Genomic DNA, 17,349 nt, shown 5'->3' with positions numbered 1-17,349 from the left:
GCGTATAGCGATACCCGTATTAGCATGCCTCGCGTATCGACGGCGCGAGCGAGCGAGACGAGGCACCATGGCTCCCCTGCACTACGACTTCGTCATCGTCGGCGGTGGATCAGCCGGCAGCGCACTGGCCAACCGGCTCTCGGCCGACCCGGCGAACCGGGTGCTGGTCCTGGAGGCGGGACGGTCCGACTACCCCTGGGACGTGTTCATCCACATGCCCGCGGCGCTGACCTACCCCATCGGCAGCCGCTTCTACGACTGGAAGTACGAGTCCGAGCCCGAGCCCCACATGGGCGGCCGACGCATTTACCATGCCCGCGGCAAGGTGCTGGGCGGCTCCAGCAGCATCAACGGCATGATCTTCCAGCGTGGCAACCCCATGGACTACGAGCGCTGGGCCGCCGACCCCGGCATGGAGACCTGGGACTACGCGCACTGTCTGCCGTACTTCCGGCGTATGGAGAACTGTCTCGCGGCCGACCCCGACGACGAGTTCCGCGGCCATGACGGCCCGCTCGTCCTGGAACGCGGCCCCGCCACCAACCCCCTCTTCGGCGCCTTCCTCAAGGCCACCGAGGAGGCGGGCTACGCGCCCACGGACGACGTCAACGGCTATCGGCAGGAAGGTTTCGCCAAATTCGACCGAAATGTCCACCGCGGGCGGCGTCTCTCGGCCTCCAAGGCGTACCTCAAGCCGGTCAGGAAGCGGCCCAACCTCACCATCAAGACCCGTGCCTTCGTCAACCGGGTCCTCTTCGAGGGCCGCCGCGCCGTCGGCGTCGAGTACCAGCACGGACGCGGTGCGCCGCAGCAGGTCCGGGCCGGTGAGGTCATCCTGTGCGGCGGCGCGATCAACTCCCCGCAGCTCCTCCAGCTTTCCGGCGTCGGCAACGCCGCCGAGCTGTCCGCCCTCGGCATCGACGTCGTCCACGACCTGCCGGGCGTCGGCGAGAACATGCAGGACCATCTGGAGGTGTACGTCCAGTACGGCTGCAAGCAGCCCGTCTCCATGCAGCCGTACATGGCGAAGTGGCGTGCCCCCCTCATCGGGCTCCAGTGGCTGTTCCGAAAGGGCCCGGCGGCCACCAACCACTTCGAGGCCGGCGGCTTCGCCCGCAGCAACGAGGACGTGGACTACCCCAACCTCATGTTCCACTTCCTGCCGGTCGCGGTCCGCTACGACGGCTCGTCGCCGGCCGGCGGCCATGGCTACCAGGTACACATCGGACCCATGTACTCCGACGCCATCGGCTCCGTGAAGATCAAGAGCAAGGACCCGCGCGAGCACCCGGCGCTGCGCTTCAACTACCTCTCCACCGACCAGGACCGCCGGGAGTGGGTCGAGGCGATCCGTGTGGCTCGCCGGATCCTCAACCAGCCCGCGCTCGCCCCGTACAACGACGGCGAGATCTCACCCGGTCCCTCCGTCGATACGGACGAGGAGATCCTCGCCTGGGTTGCGAAGGAAGGCGAGACCGCCCTGCACCCCTCGTGCACCTGCAAGATGGGCACCGACGAGACGTCCGTCGTCGACCCGCTGACCATGCGGGTGCACGGCCTCGAGGGGCTCCGGGTCGTCGACGCCTCGGTCATGCCCTACGTCACCAACGGCAATATCTACGCGCCGGTGATGATGGTCGCGGAGAAGTCGGCCGACCTGATCCTCGGCAACGAGCCGCTGGCTCCCTCCAAGGCCGTGTACTACCGCCACCGCGACGCCCAGAAGCAGGCCGGGTAGGCCTTGGGTGCCGAGGCCCTGCGGGCGCTGCTCGGCCGTGTCCGCTACGAGGTGCTGCCGGCGAGGGCGACCGAGGAGAAGGTCCTCGCCCATGTCCCGCGCGACGTCGTCGTCACCGTCACGGCGTCGCCGGTCAAGGGCCTGGAGCCGACGCTCTGCCTCACCGAGCGGCTCACGGCGCACGGCTACCGGGTCGTCCCGCATGTGCCCGCGCGGCTGCTGCGGGACGACACGCACCTGAAGGACGTCGTCGAACGGCTGCGCGCCGCGGGCGTCGACGACGTCTTCGTCCCGGCGGGCGACGCCGACCTGCCCGCCGGGACGTACGACGGGGCGCTGCCGGTGCTGCGCGGACTGGGCGAGCTGGGCAGCCCCTTCGCGCACCTGGGGATCACCGGATACCCGGAGAGTCATCCGCTCATCCACGACGACATCACCATCCAGGCGATGTGGGACAAGCGCGCGCACGCCACGTACATCGTCAGCAATCTGTGCTTCGATCCGCGCGTGCTCTGCGACTGGATCGCGCGCATACGGCACCGCGACGTCACGCTGCCCGTGCACGTGGGCGTCGCGGGGCCCGTGCACCGCGCGAAGCTGCTGTCCATCGCGATGAAGATCGGGGTGGGGGAGTCCACACGCTTCCTGACCAAGCACGCGTCGTGGTTCCTGCGGTTCGCGACGCCCGGGGGATACGTGCCCGAGGAACTGCTCGGCCGCGGCGCGGAGGCGCTGACCGCGGCGTCGGCGGGAGTGGCCGGCCTGCACGTCTTCACGTTCAACCAGGTGGCGGAAACCGAGAGGTGGCGCAGGGCGCTGCTCGACCGGCTGGGCTGAGTGCACACATGCGAATACGAACGCCGGCGGGGCTGGAATCCCGTGGTTCCAGCCCCGCCCGGTGTGCGCGCGTCGCCGCTCAGCGGAAGACCACCGTACGGTGCCCGTCCACCATCACGCGGCTCTCCGTGTGCCACTTCACCGCGTGGGCCAGTACCTGCGCCTCCACGTCGCGGCCGACCGTGACCAGGTCATCCGGGTCCAGGGAGTGGTCGACCCGGACCACGTCCTGCTCGATGATCTGACCCTCGTCCAGGTCCGGCGTCACATAGTGCGCCGTCGCGCCGACCAGCTTCACCCCGCGCTCGTACGCCTGCTGGTAGGGCTTCGCGCCCTTGAAGCTCGGCAGGAAGGAGTGGTGGATGTTGATGGCGCGGCCCTCCAGTTCCTTGCACAGGTCGTCGGAGAGGACCTGCATGTAGCGGGCCAGGACCACGAGGTCGACGTTCAGCTCCCGTACCAGCGCCAGCAGGCGTGCCTCCGCCTCCGGCTTGGTCTCCCGGGTCACCGGGATGTGGTGGAAGGGGATGTCGTAGGTTGCCGCCAGGGACTCGAAGTCGCGGTGGTTGGAGACGATCGCCGGGATCTCGATGTTGAGGGCACCGGTGCGGCAGCGGAAGAGCAGGTCGTTGAGGCAGTGGCCGAACCGGGACACCATGATGAGCGTCCGGGCCGGGGTCGCGGCGTCCCGGAGGCTCCAGGAGATCCCGTAGGCCTCGGCGACCGGGCCGAACCGGTAACGCAGTTGTTCCAGGCCGGTGTCCGGATCGGACACGTCGAAGTGGACCCTCATGAAGAAGCGGCCCTGGAGCCGGTCGTCGAACTGCTGGCTCTCCAGGATGTTGCCCGAGTTCCTGACGAGGAAGCCGCTCACGGCATGGACCAGTCCGGCCCGGTCCGGACACGAGAGGGTGAGGACGTACTCACGGCCGGATTGCGGTCGAGGGGACATGCGCAGGCCTCCGTTGGTGCGTAATACACAACTTGGTGAGCGATGCGCAACATCGTTCAGTCCGGGACTGTCGGCGGTCAAGAGAGGGACGTTCAGCTCTTGTGAAAACGACGGGACCCCTTGACGTATCCCGGCGCGTCGGCCAGGGTTCCCCCACAAGCAATTCGATGCACGATGCGCAACGAATTTCGGTCGAAGGGCTCCGCTCGTGGCAGACCTGTATGTGGACGGAGAATGGCGCGAAGCGGTGGCCGGAGGTCACCGGGAGATCCGCTGCCCGGCCGACGGCACTCTGGTGGCGACGGTGTCCGAGGGGGCCCGCGCCGACACAGCGGCCGCGATCGCCGCGGCCCGCCGGGCCTTCGACGAGGGCCCCTGGCCGCACACCCCCGAACGAGAGCGGGGCGCACTCCTGTTGCGCACCGCCGACGTCATCGAGCGCGACGCCAAGGAGTTCGCCCGCGCCGAGTCGCTCGACACCGGCAAGCGCCTGGTGGAGAGCGAGTACGACATCGCCGACGTCGTCTCCTGCTTCCGCTACTACGGCGGCATCGCCGGCACCAGCGCCGGCCGGGTGGTCGACACCGGCCGCGACGACGCCCTCAGCCGGGTCACCTACGAGCCCGTCGGTGTCTGCGGACTGATCACCCCGTGGAACTACCCACTGCTGCAGGCCTCCTGGAAGGTCGCCCCCGCCCTCCTGGCCGGCAACACGGTCGTGCTCAAGCCCAGCGAGCTGACGCCGTCCACCGCGATCCTGCTGATGCGGGCCCTGCACGAGGCCGGACTCCCGGCCGGCGCCGCCAATCTCGTCCTGGGCGCCGGAGCGGAGGCCGGCGCGCCGCTCGCCGAGGACCCGGCCGTGGACATGGTGTCCTTCACCGGAGGCCTGGCGACCGGACGGCACATCATGGCCACCGCCGCCGCCACGGTGAAGAAGGTCGCGCTGGAGCTCGGGGGCAAGAATCCCAACGTCGTCTTCGCCGACGCCGACTTCGAGACGGCCGTGGACTTCGCGCTCACCGCGGTCTTCCTGCACTCCGGACAGGTCTGCTCGGCCGGCGCCCGGCTGATCGTCGAGGACTCCCTCCACGACGCCTTCGCCGACGAACTCGTGCGCCGCGCCCGGCTCATCCGCCTCGGCGGGCCCTTCGACCCCGAGGCCGAGACCGGGGCGCTGATCTCCGCACAGCACCGGGAGAAGGTCGAGGCGTACGTCGCGGCGGGCCTTGCCGAGGGCGCCGTACTGCGCTGCGGCGGCGAGCGTCCCGACGACCCCGCGCTGGCGAACGGCTTCTACTACCCGCCCACCGTCCTCGACGAGTGCCGGCAGGACATGCGGGTGGTGCACGAGGAGTCCTTCGGTCCCGTGCTCACCGTCGAGCGGTTCAGCGACGAGGACGACGCCGTCCGTATCGCCAACGACACGGAGTACGGACTCGCCGGAGCCGTTTGGACGCAGGACGCGGGGAAGGCTCAGCGGGTCGCGCGCCGACTGCGTCACGGCACGGTGTGGATCAACGACTACCACCCCTATGTGCCGCAGGCGGAATGGGGTGGGTTCGGGCACTCGGGCGTGGGCCGGGAACTGGGACCGACCGGTCTGGACGAGTACCGAGAGCCCAAGCACGTCTGGCAGAACATCCAACCCCGGCCGCAGCACTGGTTCCGCGGCTGAACGCCGAAAAGAGGTCGATCGTGACCCCAGCACAGACCGAGGTGTCGCAGCGGCGCGACACGTCCCAGGAACCCCAGGACCGCACCCCGGTCATCTCCGTGCGCCGGCTGTGGAAGGTGTTCGGGCCGAAGGCCGACCAGGTGCCGGACTCCGAGGAGTTGTGCGGCCTCACCCGCCGCGAGCTCATGGACCGCACCGGATGCACCGCCGCCGTGCGCGACGTGAACTTCGAGGTGTCGCCCGGTGAGGTCTTCGTCGTCATGGGTCTGTCCGGCTCCGGCAAGTCCACCCTGGTGCGATGTCTCACCCGGCTGATAGAACCCACCGCGGGCGAGGTCGTCTTCGAGGGCGAGGACATCCGGGGCGCCGACCCCAGACGGCTGCGCGAACTGCGGCGCAACAAGTTCTCCATGGTCTTCCAGCACTTCGGTCTGCTGCCCCACCGCAGAGTCGTCGACAACGTGGCCTTCGGCCTGGAGATCCGCGGCTTGAGCAAGGCGGAGCGCACCAAGCGGGCCATGGAGGTCGTCGAACTTGTCGGCCTCGCCGGATACGAGAACTCCTATCCCGACCAGCTCTCCGGCGGTATGCAGCAGCGCGTCGGCCTCGCCCGCGCCCTCGCCGGCGACCCGGACGTCCTCTTCTTCGACGAGCCGTTCTCCGCGCTCGACCCGCTGATCCGACGCGACATGCAGAACGAGGTCATCCGGCTGCACCACGAGGTCGGCAAGACCATGGTGTTCATCACCCACGACCTCTCCGAGGCCCTCAAGCTCGGCGACCGCATCCTCATCATGCGCGACGGCGGGATGGTCCAGTGCGGCACCGGTGACGAACTCGTCGGGGCCCCCGCCGACGACTACGTACGGGACTTCGTCCAGGACGTGCCGCGCGGCGACGTACTGACCCTGCGCTGGATCATGCGCCCCGCCGAGCCCGACGACGCCCTCGACGGCCCGGAGTTGGGCCCGGACGTCGTGGTGCGCGAGGCCACCCGCGCGGTGCTGGCCGCCGAGAAGCCGGTCAAGGTCGTCGAGGACGGCAAACTGCTCGGCATCGTCGGCGACGAGGAGATCCTCTCCGTCGTCGCCGGACACCAGGGCGGTGCGTGATGGCGGTCGCCTCCGGCACGACCGCGCCGGTCCCGACCGTACGCCGGAAGGTCAGCCGCCCGATGGTGCTGGCGGCGATCCTGATCGCCTGGCTGGTGCTCTTCGCCGCGCTGCGCGGCAGGCAGACGCTGACCCTCGCCGCCGCCGACCTCACCGGTCTGCACCGCTGGCTCAACGACGTCAACGACACCATCGGGGCCGACCGCAACACCAACCCGCTCTTCCTCTACTTCTTCAACGAGATCCGCCTGGTCATCGACAACCTGGTGACCTTCGTCCAGTCGCTGATCTCCCAGCCCACGGGCGGCCGCCCGGTCCCGCAGATCGGCTGGCTGGGCGTCGTCGGACTGACCGGCTATGTCTCCTGGGCCGTGGGCAACTGGCGGGTCGCCCTGCTGGCCGTCGCCGGCTTCACCTTCCTCGGGCTGCAGGGCCTGTGGCAGGAGAGCATGGACACACTGGCGCTGACCCTGTCGGCGGTCTTCGTGGCGCTGCTCATCGGTATGCCGCTCGGCGTGTGGGCAGGCCTCTCCGACCGGTTCAACCGGATCATGACGCCGTTCCTGGACTTCATGCAGACGATGCCGACCTTCGTCTACCTCGCCCCGCTGACCCTGTTCTTCCTGATCGGCGGCGCCTCCGCCACGATCACCACGGTGATCTACGCGGCACCGCCCGCCATCCGCATCACCGCGCACGCCATCCGCTCCGTGCCGCAGACCACCGCGGAGGCGGCCGACTCGCTGGGCACCACGCGAACGCAGCAACTGCTCAAGGTCCTGCTGCCGTTGTCCAAGCGCACAGTGGTCATGGGCGTCAACCAGACCATCATGGCCGCCCTCGCCATGGTGACCATCGCCGCCCTGATCGACGCGCCCGGACTCGGCAAGACCGTGGTCCAGGCACTGCAGTCGCTCGACGTCGGCACGGCCTTCAACGCCGGTCTCGCCATCGTCGTCCTGGCCATCGTGCTCGACCGGGTCACCACGGCGGCGGCCGGACGGGACGAGGCGGCCCGCCGCTCGGGCAACCGCTTCCTCACATGGCGCCGGCCGCTGCTGGGGGCCGGTGCAGTCGTGGCGGCCGTCCTGGTGTATCTCTCGCACACCTACGTCTGGGCGGCCGAGTTTCCCGGTGAGGGCAGCACGGGAAGCCACATCGCGAGCGCGGCCGACACGGCGGCCACCTGGATGCAGGACCATCTGTCGGGCGTCACGAACGCCTTCCGGGACGCCATCACCAACGGCCTGCTCAACCCGTTCCAGACCCTGCTCACCGACTCGCCGTGGTGGCTGGTGGGCGCCGCCCTGGTCGGGCTGGGCGCGGTGCTCGGCGGCCGGCGGGCCGGGCTGACGTCGGCCGTGTGCGTGGGCCTGCTGGTCGGCACGGGCCTGTGGTCGGACAGCATGACGACGCTGGCCTCGACCGTCGTGGCGACCGTGCTGGTGATGCTGCTCGGCGTCGCCTTCGGCGTGTGGATGGGCCGCAGCGCACTGGTCGACCGGATCGTACGGCCCACCCTGGACGCGGCGCAGGTCATGCCGCCGTTCGTCTATCTCGTGCCGTTCCTCGCGCTCTTCGGCGCGACCCGGTTCACCGCCATCGTCGCGGCCGTCGTGTACGCGGCACCCGTCGCGATCAAGATCGTCGCGGACGGGGTGCGGAACGTACCCGCGACCACCGTGGAGGCGGCCTCCTCCGCCGGGTGCAACACCTGGCAGATCATCACCAAGGTTCAACTGCCGATGGCCCGCAGTGCCCTGACTCTCGCGACCAACCAGGGGCTGATCTACGTGCTGTCGATGGTTGTTGTGGGCGGCCTGGTAGGGGCCGGCGCCCTCGGCTACGACGTCGTGGCCGGATTCTCGCAGGGAGAGCTGTACGGAAAGGGGCTGGCGGCGGGACTCGCCATCGTACTGCTCGGAGTCATGTTCGACCGGATCACTCAGGCTGCGGCGCGACGCACCAGGGCATAAGGAGCACGACACCATGGCAAGACACTGGCGAGCCGGCGCGGTCGGCCTGGCCGTCCTCGGCCTCACCCTCACGGCATGCGGAGGGGCGAAGGTCGGCGACAGCTCGGCCGCGGGCGGATCGAAGGGCTCGGGCGGCAAGTGCGGCACGTTCAACCTCGCCGTCAACCCGTGGGTGGGCTACGAGGCGGACGCGGCGGTCGTCGCGTACGTGGCGCAGCACGACCTCGGTTGTACGGTCAACAAGAAGGACCTGAAAGAAGAGATCGCCTGGCAGGGCTTCGGAACCGGCGAGGTCGACGCCGTCCTGGAGAACTGGGGCCACGACGATCTGAAGAAGAAGTACATCACCCAGCAGAAGACCGCCGTCGAGGCCGGGCAGACCGGCAACAAGGGCATCATCGGCTGGTTCGTGCCGCCGTGGCTGGCCAAGGCCCACCCCGACATCACCGACTGGAAGAACCTCGGCAAGTACGCGTCCAACTTCAAGACCTCCGAGTCGGGCGGCAAGGGGCAACTGCTCGACGGCGACCCGTCGTACGTCACCAACGACGCGGCGCTGGTCAAGAACCTGAAGCTGGACTACAAGGTGGTGTACGCGGGCAGCGAGACCGCGCTCATCCAGGCCTTCCGCACGGCCGAGAAGAACAAGCAATGGGTGATCGGCTACTTCTACGAGCCGCAGTGGTTCCTGTCCGAGGTGCCGCTGGTGAAGGTCAACCTGCCCGCGTACAAGGCGGGCTGCGACGCCGACGCGGCCAAGGTCGCCTGTGACTACCCCGTCTACAACCTGGACAAGATCGTCAGCGCGAAGTTCGCCAAGTCGGGCAGCCCGGCGTACAACCTCGTGAAGAAGTTCAACTGGACGAACGACGACCAGAACACCGTGGCCAAGTACATCGCGGTGGACAAGCTGTCCGACGAAGCGGCGGCCAAGAAGTGGGTCGAGGCGAACCGCGGCAAGGTCGATGCCTGGCTGAAGTAGTGCGGAGGGACTCAGATCGATGTAGGGGGCGGCCCGGTTCTTCGCCCCCGTCGCCCCTGTACCCCGGTGTGGCTGCGACAGCCCCCCGGGGACGGGAAGGGTAGGGGCGGCGGGGCGAAAACCGCTCGGGCAGCGACCCCGAACGACCTGACGAGGCCCGGCAGGCTGCGCTGCAGCCTGCCGGGCCTCGTCGCATCCGGTGTCGCTTCCGCGCTGTTCACCGACCCCCTGCGCCCCCTTGACACCCTTCCTCGGAAGCAGGCACATTGAGTTGCGCAACCTGAATCGCGTTGCGCAGACAGCAACTGGACTGGCTTCTAGTTCGGAGGTTGGGCGATGGCGGGACCCCGAGTGGTCATCATCGGAGCGGGCGTCGTGGGAGCGGCCCTCGCCGACGAGATCTCCGCGCGAGGCTGGACCGAAGTGACCGTGGTGGACCAGGGCCCCCTGCCGGCCACGGGGGGATCCTCCTCGCACGCCCCGGGCCTGGTCTTCCAGACGAACGCCTCCAAGACCATGACGGAGCTGGCCCGCTACACCGTCGAGAAGTTCTGCTCCCTCGACGTCGACGGCAAGCCCTGCTTCCTGCAGGTCGGCGGCCTGGAAGTGGCCACCACCCCCGAGCGCCTCGCCGAGCTCCACCGCCGTCACGGCTGGATCACCGCCTGGGGCATCGAGGCCCGGCTGCTGACCGCCGACGAGTGTGTGGAGCAGCACCCGCTCGTCGACCGCGACAAGGTCCTCGGCGGCCTCCTTGTCCCGACCGACGGCCTCGCCAAGGCCGTACTCGCCGTCGAGGCGCAGATCCGCCGGGCCACCGAGCGGGGTGTGCGATTCCTGGCCCGCCACGAAGTCCTCGACGTACGGCAGAGCGGCGGCCGGGTGACCGGGGTCCTGACCGACCAGGGCGAGATCCCCGCCGACATCGTGGTGTGCTGCGCCGGCATCTGGGGCCCGAAGATCGCCCGGATGGTCGGGATGAACCTCCCGCTCACCCCGCTCGCCCATCAGCTCGCCTGGACCGGGCCGGTCCCGGCCCTGGCCGGCCAGACCGAGGAGGCGGTGCGCCCGATCCTGCGCCACCAGGACGCCGACCTCTACTACCGCGATCGCTTCGACGGCATCGGCATCGGCTACTACGGCCACCGCCCGATGCCCGTCTCCGCCGACGACATCCGCTCCGTCGCCGACGCCGACCAGATGCCGTCGGTCCTGAAGTTCACCGAGGAGGACTTCGAGCCCGCCTGGACCGAAACCCAGTCGCTGCTGCCCGCGACGAAGGAGGCCAAGGTCGAGGAGGGCATCAACGGCCTGTTCTCCTTCACCAGCGACGGATGCCCACTGCTCGGCGAGTCACCGGAGGTCAAGGGCTTCTGGGTCGCGGAGGCCGTCTGGGTCACCCACTCCGCGGGCGTCGGCCGGGCCGTCGCGGAATGGCTGGTCGACGGCTACTGCTCCTCCTTCGACCTGCACGAGTGCGACGTCAACCGCTTCGAGCCGCATCAGCTCTCCCCGGAGTACGTCCTCGCCCGCGACTGCCAGAACTTCGTGGAGGTCTACGACATCCTCCACCCGCTCCAGCCTTCCGGGAAGCCGCGCCCCATCCGCACCAGCCCCTTCTACGCCCGACAGCAGGAACACGGCGCGTTCTTCCTGGAGGCGAACGGCTGGGAGCGCCCGCAGTGGTACGAGGCCAACGCCTCCCTCGTCGAGGGCCGCACCATCCCGACCCCGAACGACTGGGCCGCGCGGTACTGGTCGCCGATCGTCGGCGCCGAGGCCCAGGTCACCCGTGAGACGGTCGCCCTGTACGACATGACGGCACTCAAGCGACTCGAGGTCAGCGGCCCCGGCGCCGCCGCCTTCCTGGAGCGGCTGTCCACCGGCAAGGTCGACAAGTCCGTCGGCTCCGTCACGTACACCCTGCTCCTGGACCACGACGGCCGCATCCGCAGCGACATCACCGTCGCCCGGCTGGCCCGCGACCTCTTCCAGGTCGGTGCCAATGGCAACCTCGACCTCGACTGGTTCACCCGCCACCTCCCCCCGGACGGATCCGTCGCCGTCCGCGACATCACCCCCGGCACCTGCTGCATCGGCCTGTGGGGACCGCTCGCCCGCAAGGTCCTGCAGCCCCTCACCGACTCCGACTTCTCGGGCGACGGCCTGAAGTACTTCCGCGCCAAGCGCGCCCACATCGGCAGCGTCCCCGTCACCGCGATGCGCCTGTCGTACGTCGGTGAACTCGGCTGGGAGCTGTACACCACCGCCGATCTCGGCCAGAAGCTCTGGGACACCCTCTGGGCCGCGGCCCAGCCGCTCGGCGGCATCATTGCCGGCCGTGGTGCCTTCAACAGCCTCCGCCTGGAGAAGGGTTACCGCTCCTTCGGCACCGACATGACGTACGAGCACGACCCCTACGAGGCCGGCGTCGGCTTCGCCGTCAGGCTCGACAAGGACGACTTCGTCGGCAAGGCCGCGCTCGAACGCCGCAAGGCCGACGTCCGCCGCAGGCTGACCTGCCTCATCATCGACGACCCCCGGTCCGCCGTCATGGGCAAGGAGCCGGTGTACGACGGCGACCGCGCCGTCGGCTACGTCACCAGCGCCGCCCACGGCTACACGATCGGCAAGGGCATCGCATACGCCTGGCTCCCCGCCGAACTCACCACCCCAGGCACCACCGTGAACATCGGCTACTTCGACCAGCGCGTCGAGGCGGTCGTCGCCGAGGAGCCCCTGTTCGACCCGACCATGTCCCGCCTGCGTGGCTAGTGCCCCGGCAGGCAACGTTCGCCCCGTCGCGACGCCCGGCACGCACTCTCGCCGCACCGGCCGAAAGCCCAAGTACGTCCAGTACGAGGACTTCCGGCCGGCACGCCGAGAGCACGCACCGGACGTCACTCCTTGACGGGCGAACGTTGCCTGCCGGGGCACTAGTACACCGCGAGAGCTTCCCAGGGAAGGAGCACAGCAGGCGACCGCACAGACGCTCGACGGCAAGGTGACCGCCGCCGGAGTCCGCCGTGAACTCGCCGAGCGCGTCGCCGAGCAGACCGCCACCGACGGCTGTCCGCCGGGCCTCGGTACGGCCGGGAGCCGAGCGCCTGCTGCACCATCCGCCGCGAACCGCCCGCCGACGCGACGCAGCGACAGGTCGAGGAGGTCACCGACGAACCGAACGCCGACTCGGCCTGCACCGGCTACATCGTCCGGCTGCCCCTCCCGGGCCACCTGGACGTCAACGCTGTCCTGGAACGCATGGACCCCGCCAAGGACGCCGACGGACTGCGCCCCGCTTCGCCACCTGGCAGAAGGAAGGGATCTTCGACCGCCTCAACGGCCTGTTGCGTCGGCTGGTGCGCGAGGCCGAAGGCCGGGATGCCGAGCCGAGCGCCTGCGTGCCGGACGCCCAGAGCATCAAGACATCCGCCATGCGATGATCGACCTCATAGGCCGCAGACTCACCCGCGAATCCACCCTGAACTGGCGCGACACCTGAACCTCGAACGCGCCAAGCGCCCGCTGGTGGATGAAGGCCCAGGCAATCACCGCGTGTTGAGGTAGAGCTGCGGAGACCAGTTGGTGCATTTCGACCCCGAGAGGAACCCGCGGTTGCACGCCTGGATCATGAGGTTGTAGTCGCCGTGGCGGGCAGGCCACGACCACAATGCCTTCCCTGCGGGCAGCTCGCCCTGCTCCCAAGGACCATTCGGCGCGGCCCAGCGGACGTTCCAGTGCGTGGCGCTGTACCCGCCGTAGAGGACATAGACGTACCCGTTGCACCGGTTGTACCGCGCTCCTATGTAAGGCGAGCTATCCCACTTGTACCTGTTTGGAGACCCGCCGATGTTCTTGCCGCCACCAGGCGGGTAGGCATCGGTGTAGCACCCTTGCGCAGCGGCATCGGTGACCGTCGGCGCCATCATGGCTCCGGCGACGACGGCGCAGGAGGAGAACACCGTCGCCATCCGGCGCAGCATCAGTGCAGCCATTCTTCCCACCGTCCTTCCGGTGAGCGGAGGCTGACGGCCGCCGTGCGCGCCTGCGTCGGAGTAGTCCCACGCCGGTTGTCACGGCGCGACCGCAGCATGTCCTGGCGTTTCCGGATCGCCTCGTTGAGCCCCGCCCAGGCTCTTCCAGGCTAGCCCCGACGCACCGCTCCCGCCTGTTCTGCGGGAACGGACAGACTGCGCGAGCCCACCGAGCATCACCAGACTTCATGACGGGCGGATGATCACCGCCGAAACGTCGTTTCATTTGGTGAGTCGGCGGTAGTTGATGAGGCTGGTGGCGATGGCGGTGAACGCGGGGAAATGCGCGGGTTTTCGTTCGTAGCGTCGATGCAGACGACGGCAGCCGGCGAGCCGGGACTTGGTGCGCTCGAGATGGTGCCGCCTTCCCCGGAGCGGTCGTGTCGTTTCGGGGAAGGCGGTCGATCTGCGTGCGGTGCCCTTGGCTCGGCTAGCGGATGACGTGGACGGTCACTGGCGCAGAGATGCGGTCCGTCTTCGCGTGCTGGTGGTGCTCGTCGGTCGAGTACAGCACTGAACGGAACTGCAGCTCACCGGTGTGCGTGGCCTTGACGTTGGCGCGCGCATCGCCGTTGAAGCTCCGTGTGACGGCGTGCCAGTGGCCCCAGTGGCCGGGTTTGCCGGACCGCTCCTGTATGACGAGCGTGGTGTACGGCTCGGCGTCGTCGTCGCCCTGGCCGTGTACCTTCACCACGTGGCCGGCATGTGCGGTGTGGGGGGTGGCCTGAATTGAGATGTCGCTCTTCGCGAACGCCGGGGATGCCGCCAGTGCTGCCGAGGCCACACCCAGCGCACCGACTACCGCGAGTCGCTTCATACCAAGCTTCATGCTCGGCTCTCCTTGGATCTCTTCGTTCCCATGCACCAACTGGGTTTCGCAGCTGCCCAATTGACGCGCCTTCGCCCACGAAGAGCAGTTGGCGCGCTAAGAAGTTGGCCCCCGATTGTCACTAGCTCGTAACTGCTGTCGGATGAACACCGCGCTGCCTCACCGTGCACATGCGAGACGGTCTGTTTGACAGCCAGCCCAGTGTCGTCCCATGTCCGTGGTCTCTGAAAAGTGGACTGGTGGCGGCCCTTGAAAGTTGACCCCCTTCGGAGGCCCGGCCCGTTGAGTCAGGCCGGGAGGAAGGGAGGTCGACGTGGAGGACTGGGCGGAGATCCGCCGGTTGCACCGGGCTGAGCAGATGCCGATCAGGGCGATGGAAAGGCATCCGGGGATCTTGAGGAACACGGTGCGTCGAGCGTTGGCGAACAACGCGCCGCCGAAATACCAGCGGACCGCGAAGGGCTCGATCGTGGACGCGGTGGGACCACAGATCCGTGTCCTGCTGCAGCGATTCCCCGAGATGCCTGCGACGGTGATCGCGGAACGGATCGGGCGGACACGCTCCTATTCAGTACTCAAGCGGCGGGTCCGTGAACTGCGCACCAGGTCTGCCAAGTTGCGGATCCGGTTTCGCGGACCGGCTATGAGCTGGGCGAGCCGGCCCAGTGCGACCTGCGGTTTCCATCCGCGGAGATCCCGTCTGGGTTCGGCCAGACCGCCAGCTCGCCAGCCCGCCGGTGGTGGTGGCCGGGCACCTCAAGATGAGGGGTGGACACTTTGGACGCGGGCCTCAGCTGAGCCCGTCAGTAGCGATCTTGTACTCCGCGGCCTGCTTCGGCGTCAGGTAGTGCGACACCCGGACGAGGATCGTCCCGTGCACGTAGTCGTACTCGGAGAGGGCCGACAGCGCCTTCGTGACGGCCTGGATGTACTTCGCGCGTGCCTGCGCGTCCGCGGGGCTGGCGAATGCCTCGATGGCGCCACCGCGGTCGACGTCTCCCTTGTCGGTTCCTTCTACGTCGGTGGCCGCGATTCGCGAGTCGGCGAAAGTGATCTTCGACGTGTACTGGTTGGGCCTGCCGAGCAGGTGGTTGGGGTCATTGTCGGCGGTGACGCTGCCGGAGAGCTTCGCCGAGGACACCTTGCCGGAAATCTGTGTGAAGGCAGCGCTGGCGTCGACCGGCTTGCCGGCGGCGGGGGCGGCGGACGCGGCGGCCTTTCCGTTGGAGACCTGGTGAGGGACGGGATTCGGCTTGTTGGTGCTGCATGCAGTCAGCGCTGCGAGGAGGGCAGCGGCGACTGCGGTGCGGGTGAGGTTTCTGTTCACGGAGGCGATCATGATTGCCGAGGGCATCCTGCGCTAGAGATGTGACGGACTTGTGATGGTGCGATCGGGTGACCCTGGGTTCGATCGCCACAAGCGGCACGCCGATCGCGGTGCCCGTGTTGATGCCCCAGAAGCCGACCAGCCCGTCGGTGCCGATCTCCGGAAGCTGCTGGAGGGTGTCCAGGGTCGCCCGGCACTCGGGCACGGCGAGCTCCGCCAGGTGGTCGTTGTAGCGCACGACGATCGGTCCTTCCGGCTCGCCCGCCGCCCGCGCCCGGAACAGCTCGGCGAGTTCCGCCTCGTCGTGCGCCGTGCGCGGCCGGTCGCCGTGACCGGGCGCGTTGATGACGGCGACGTGGAAGCCGCAGCCTGTCACGAGAAGGCGAGCGCGGCCGGACATCGCTGGGTACACCAGCAGTCGCCGGGTTTCGGCATCGTGGACCTCGATCGGCTGCCGCATGTCGCGGCGCGCCGCAACGAGCGCCTGCTCTACGTCCGTGCCGGTAACCGCGAAGGCCTGCCGCGCGGCGGCCCGGTCCGGTTGTAGCCGCTGTGTACACACTCGCACGGCGTACAGGATCAGCCCGGGCCACTCGGGCACCACGTAGGGAGCGACATGCCCTGGTACATGGCGGTCATTACGCCGTCATCACCTGGGGGCGGTGGAGCACCCTGCGAGCCAAGAAGAGGCTGGGCTTACCGATCATGGAATGGGGGCGCTTTGTGGGGACGGGGGAGCCTGTGCCTGCGCTGCCGTCATGGGTGGCGCTTCAGCTGATCCGCGCTCCCGTGCCGCTGACACGGATGCGTGGGTCGGCCGCGCGCAGCGTCACCGTGAGTTCGCCAGGGCGGCCTAGGTCTTCACCCTGGTGCAGGGTGAGGACGGCGTCCTCGGGGACGAGGCCGAGCTCACGGGCGTAGGCACCGAACGCGGCGGCTGCAGCGCCGGTTGCCGGGTCCTCGACGACGCCGCCGACTGGGAACGGGTCACGGACGTGGAAGACGGTGGCCGACTCCCGCCACACCAACTGGACCGTGGTCAGGTCCAAGCGGTGCATCAGGGCTTCGAGGCGCGGGAAGTCGTAGGAGAGATCTGCGAGGCGCGCGCGTGTCGCTGCCCCGAGAACGAGATGGCGGGCGCCGGCGAAAGCGATATGCGGCGGGAAGGCCGGGTCGAGATCGGTGGTCGGCCAGCCGAGTGCTGCGAGTGCCTCTGCGAGGTCGGCGTCGGCGATCTCCTCGATGTGCGGCTCGACACTGGTGAGTGTGGCCCTGACCGTCCCGTCCTCCTCGGCCACCTCCACCGGCACGGTGCCGACGCGCGTCGCGAACACCAGCTCCCCGGGGCCTAGCCGCTCGGCGAGCGCGACGGCGGTGGCGACGGTGGCGTGCCCGCAGAACGGCACCTCGGCCTTGGGGCTGAAGTAGCGGATGCTGTACGCCCGCCCCTCCTGGCCGCCGAGGCCCTCCGGGGGCGCGGTCAGGAACGCGGACTCCGAGTATCCGAGGTCGGCGGCGATAGCCAGCATGTCGCTGTCGTCCAGGGCGGTGGCGTCCAGAACGACGCCGGCGGGGTTTCCGCCGTCGGGGGCACTGGAGAAAGCGGTGTATCGCAGGACCTCGGGCCGCGGCGCATTCGTCATCATGTTCGCGGCAACAGGGTGCGGGCCCGCGGCTATTCCTGGACGCGGGATGCGACACAGGATCACCATTATTCTGGATTCTGGCCCCGCTGCCATCGCTGCCATGACCCCCGGCCCACACGGATGCGACCATTCAGCAGGGCAAGGTCGGTTTGATCGAGAAGGGCAAGGGCCTGTCCGTGGCCCGGGCGGGCGGCTGGATGGACGGCCACGGCACGGGCGCGACGACGAACCCTGCGCG

Annotated in this window: 12 protein-coding genes and 5 pseudogenes; 10 read left to right on the top strand and 7 right to left on the bottom strand. The window is 68.9% G+C overall.

From position 1 onward, the window contains the following. Positions 1-67 precede the first annotated feature (67 nt). Both betA and AB0A61_RS19970 read left to right on the top strand, forming a co-directional pair. Positions 68-1,738, top strand: coding sequence for a choline dehydrogenase (gene betA, locus AB0A61_RS19975; RefSeq protein ID WP_361293478.1), 1,671 nt, complete (start codon positions 68-70; stop codon positions 1,736-1,738). 3 nt (positions 1,739-1,741) lie between these two features. Continuing rightward, the gene (locus AB0A61_RS19970; RefSeq protein WP_361293475.1) at positions 1,742-2,575 is read left to right on the top strand and encodes a 5,10-methylenetetrahydrofolate reductase; all 834 of its coding nucleotides are present in this window, start codon (positions 1,742-1,744) and stop codon (positions 2,573-2,575) included. Between the two features lie 79 nt (positions 2,576-2,654). Here AB0A61_RS19970 and purU read toward each other — a convergent pair whose 3' ends face one another. Next, positions 2,655-3,527: a formyltetrahydrofolate deformylase gene (gene purU / locus AB0A61_RS19965; protein WP_361293472.1), complete on the bottom strand. Its 873-nt coding sequence runs from the start codon at positions 3,525-3,527 to the stop codon at positions 2,655-2,657. A gap of 208 nt (positions 3,528-3,735) precedes the next feature. On the opposite strand from purU, the gene AB0A61_RS19960 reads away from it, so the two are divergent. The 7 genes and pseudogenes from AB0A61_RS19960 to AB0A61_RS19930 all read left to right on the top strand — a co-directional run. Continuing rightward, a complete protein-coding gene (locus AB0A61_RS19960) occupies positions 3,736-5,205 on the top strand; it encodes an aldehyde dehydrogenase family protein (protein ID WP_361293469.1) in 1,470 nt (489 codons plus the stop codon). A gap of 20 nt (positions 5,206-5,225) precedes the next feature. Beyond that, on the top strand, positions 5,226-6,317 hold the full coding sequence (locus tag AB0A61_RS19955) for a glycine betaine/L-proline ABC transporter ATP-binding protein (RefSeq protein ID WP_361293466.1): 1,092 nt from the start codon (positions 5,226-5,228) through the stop codon (positions 6,315-6,317). Beyond that, entirely contained in the window at positions 6,317-8,293 is a 1,977-nt protein-coding gene (locus tag AB0A61_RS19950; RefSeq protein WP_361293463.1) for an ABC transporter permease subunit, read from the top strand. The genes AB0A61_RS19955 and AB0A61_RS19950 overlap by 1 nt, the downstream gene beginning before the upstream one ends. A 13-nt stretch (positions 8,294-8,306) precedes the next feature. Continuing rightward, the gene (locus AB0A61_RS19945; protein ID WP_361293460.1) at positions 8,307-9,275 is read left to right on the top strand and encodes an ABC transporter substrate-binding protein; all 969 of its coding nucleotides are present in this window, start codon (positions 8,307-8,309) and stop codon (positions 9,273-9,275) included. 336 nt (positions 9,276-9,611) lie between these two features. Continuing rightward, a complete protein-coding gene (locus AB0A61_RS19940; protein ID WP_361293457.1) occupies positions 9,612-12,050 on the top strand; it encodes an FAD-dependent oxidoreductase in 2,439 nt (812 codons plus the stop codon). Positions 12,051-12,279: 229 nt separating this feature from the next. Continuing rightward, positions 12,280-12,578, top strand: a pseudogene (locus AB0A61_RS19935) (tetrahydrofolate dehydrogenase/cyclohydrolase catalytic domain-containing protein); the annotation flags it as partial. Beyond that, positions 12,575-12,706 (top strand): annotated as a pseudogene (locus AB0A61_RS19930) (IS5/IS1182 family transposase); the annotation flags it as partial. The pseudogenes AB0A61_RS19935 and AB0A61_RS19930, both read left to right, overlap by 4 nt. Positions 12,707-12,823: 117 nt before the next feature. On the opposite strand, the gene AB0A61_RS19925 reads toward AB0A61_RS19930, so the two are convergent. From AB0A61_RS19925 to AB0A61_RS19915, 3 genes and pseudogenes are all read right to left on the bottom strand, one after another. Continuing rightward, entirely contained in the window at positions 12,824-13,270 is a 447-nt protein-coding gene (locus AB0A61_RS19925; RefSeq protein WP_361293454.1) for a hypothetical protein, read from the bottom strand. Between the two features lie 261 nt (positions 13,271-13,531). Then, positions 13,532-13,699 (bottom strand): annotated as a pseudogene (locus AB0A61_RS19920) (IS5/IS1182 family transposase); the annotation flags it as partial. Between the two features lie 40 nt (positions 13,700-13,739). Continuing rightward, complete coding sequence (locus tag AB0A61_RS19915) at positions 13,740-14,138, bottom strand: hypothetical protein (protein ID WP_361293451.1); 399 nt, start codon at positions 14,136-14,138, stop codon at positions 13,740-13,742. A 358-nt stretch (positions 14,139-14,496) separates the two neighbouring features. On the opposite strand from AB0A61_RS19915, the pseudogene AB0A61_RS19910 reads away from it, so the two are divergent. Further along, positions 14,497-14,864: pseudogene (locus tag AB0A61_RS19910) on the top strand (IS21 family transposase); the annotation flags it as partial. Positions 14,865-14,928: 64 nt separating this feature from the next. On the opposite strand, the gene AB0A61_RS19905 reads toward AB0A61_RS19910, so the two are convergent. From AB0A61_RS19905 to AB0A61_RS19895, 3 genes and pseudogenes are all read right to left on the bottom strand, one after another. Beyond that, the gene (locus AB0A61_RS19905) at positions 14,929-15,465 is read right to left on the bottom strand and encodes a hypothetical protein (RefSeq protein ID WP_361293448.1); all 537 of its coding nucleotides are present in this window, start codon (positions 15,463-15,465) and stop codon (positions 14,929-14,931) included. A 61-nt stretch (positions 15,466-15,526) separates the two neighbouring features. Continuing rightward, positions 15,527-15,874 (bottom strand): annotated as a pseudogene (locus AB0A61_RS19900) (alpha/beta hydrolase); the annotation flags it as partial. 361 nt (positions 15,875-16,235) lie between these two features. Further along, positions 16,236-17,111, bottom strand: coding sequence for a PhzF family phenazine biosynthesis isomerase (locus AB0A61_RS19895; protein WP_361293445.1), 876 nt, complete (start codon positions 17,109-17,111; stop codon positions 16,236-16,238). Positions 17,112-17,349: the final 238 nt, after the last annotated feature.

This window comes from Streptomyces sp. NPDC046197, assembly GCF_040646295.1.
Classification (GTDB): Bacteria; Actinomycetota; Actinomycetes; order Streptomycetales; family Streptomycetaceae; genus Streptomyces.
The sequence above is the reverse complement of the archived record's forward strand: the minus strand, read 5'-3'. Positions and strand labels throughout refer to the sequence as shown.

What these genes read in the sequence shown, in the direction of transcription:
- AB0A61_RS19940 (WP_361293457.1), top strand. Translation starts at nt 9,612, where the DNA reads ATGGCGGGACCCCGAGTGGTCATCATCGGAGCGGGCGTCGTGGGAGCG.
- purU (WP_361293472.1), bottom strand. Translation starts at nt 3,527, where the DNA reads ATGTCCCCTCGACCGCAATCCGGCCGTGAGTACGTCCTCACCCTCTCG.
- AB0A61_RS19915 (WP_361293451.1), bottom strand. Translation starts at nt 14,138, where the DNA reads ATGAAGCTTGGTATGAAGCGACTCGCGGTAGTCGGTGCGCTGGGTGTG.
- AB0A61_RS19945 (WP_361293460.1), top strand. Translation starts at nt 8,307, where the DNA reads ATGGCAAGACACTGGCGAGCCGGCGCGGTCGGCCTGGCCGTCCTCGGC.
- AB0A61_RS19950 (WP_361293463.1), top strand. Translation starts at nt 6,317, where the DNA reads ATGGCGGTCGCCTCCGGCACGACCGCGCCGGTCCCGACCGTACGCCGG.
- AB0A61_RS19895 (WP_361293445.1), bottom strand. Translation starts at nt 17,111, where the DNA reads ATGATGACGAATGCGCCGCGGCCCGAGGTCCTGCGATACACCGCTTTC.
- AB0A61_RS19925 (WP_361293454.1), bottom strand. Translation starts at nt 13,270, where the DNA reads ATGGCTGCACTGATGCTGCGCCGGATGGCGACGGTGTTCTCCTCCTGC.
- betA (WP_361293478.1), top strand. Translation starts at nt 68, where the DNA reads ATGGCTCCCCTGCACTACGACTTCGTCATCGTCGGCGGTGGATCAGCC.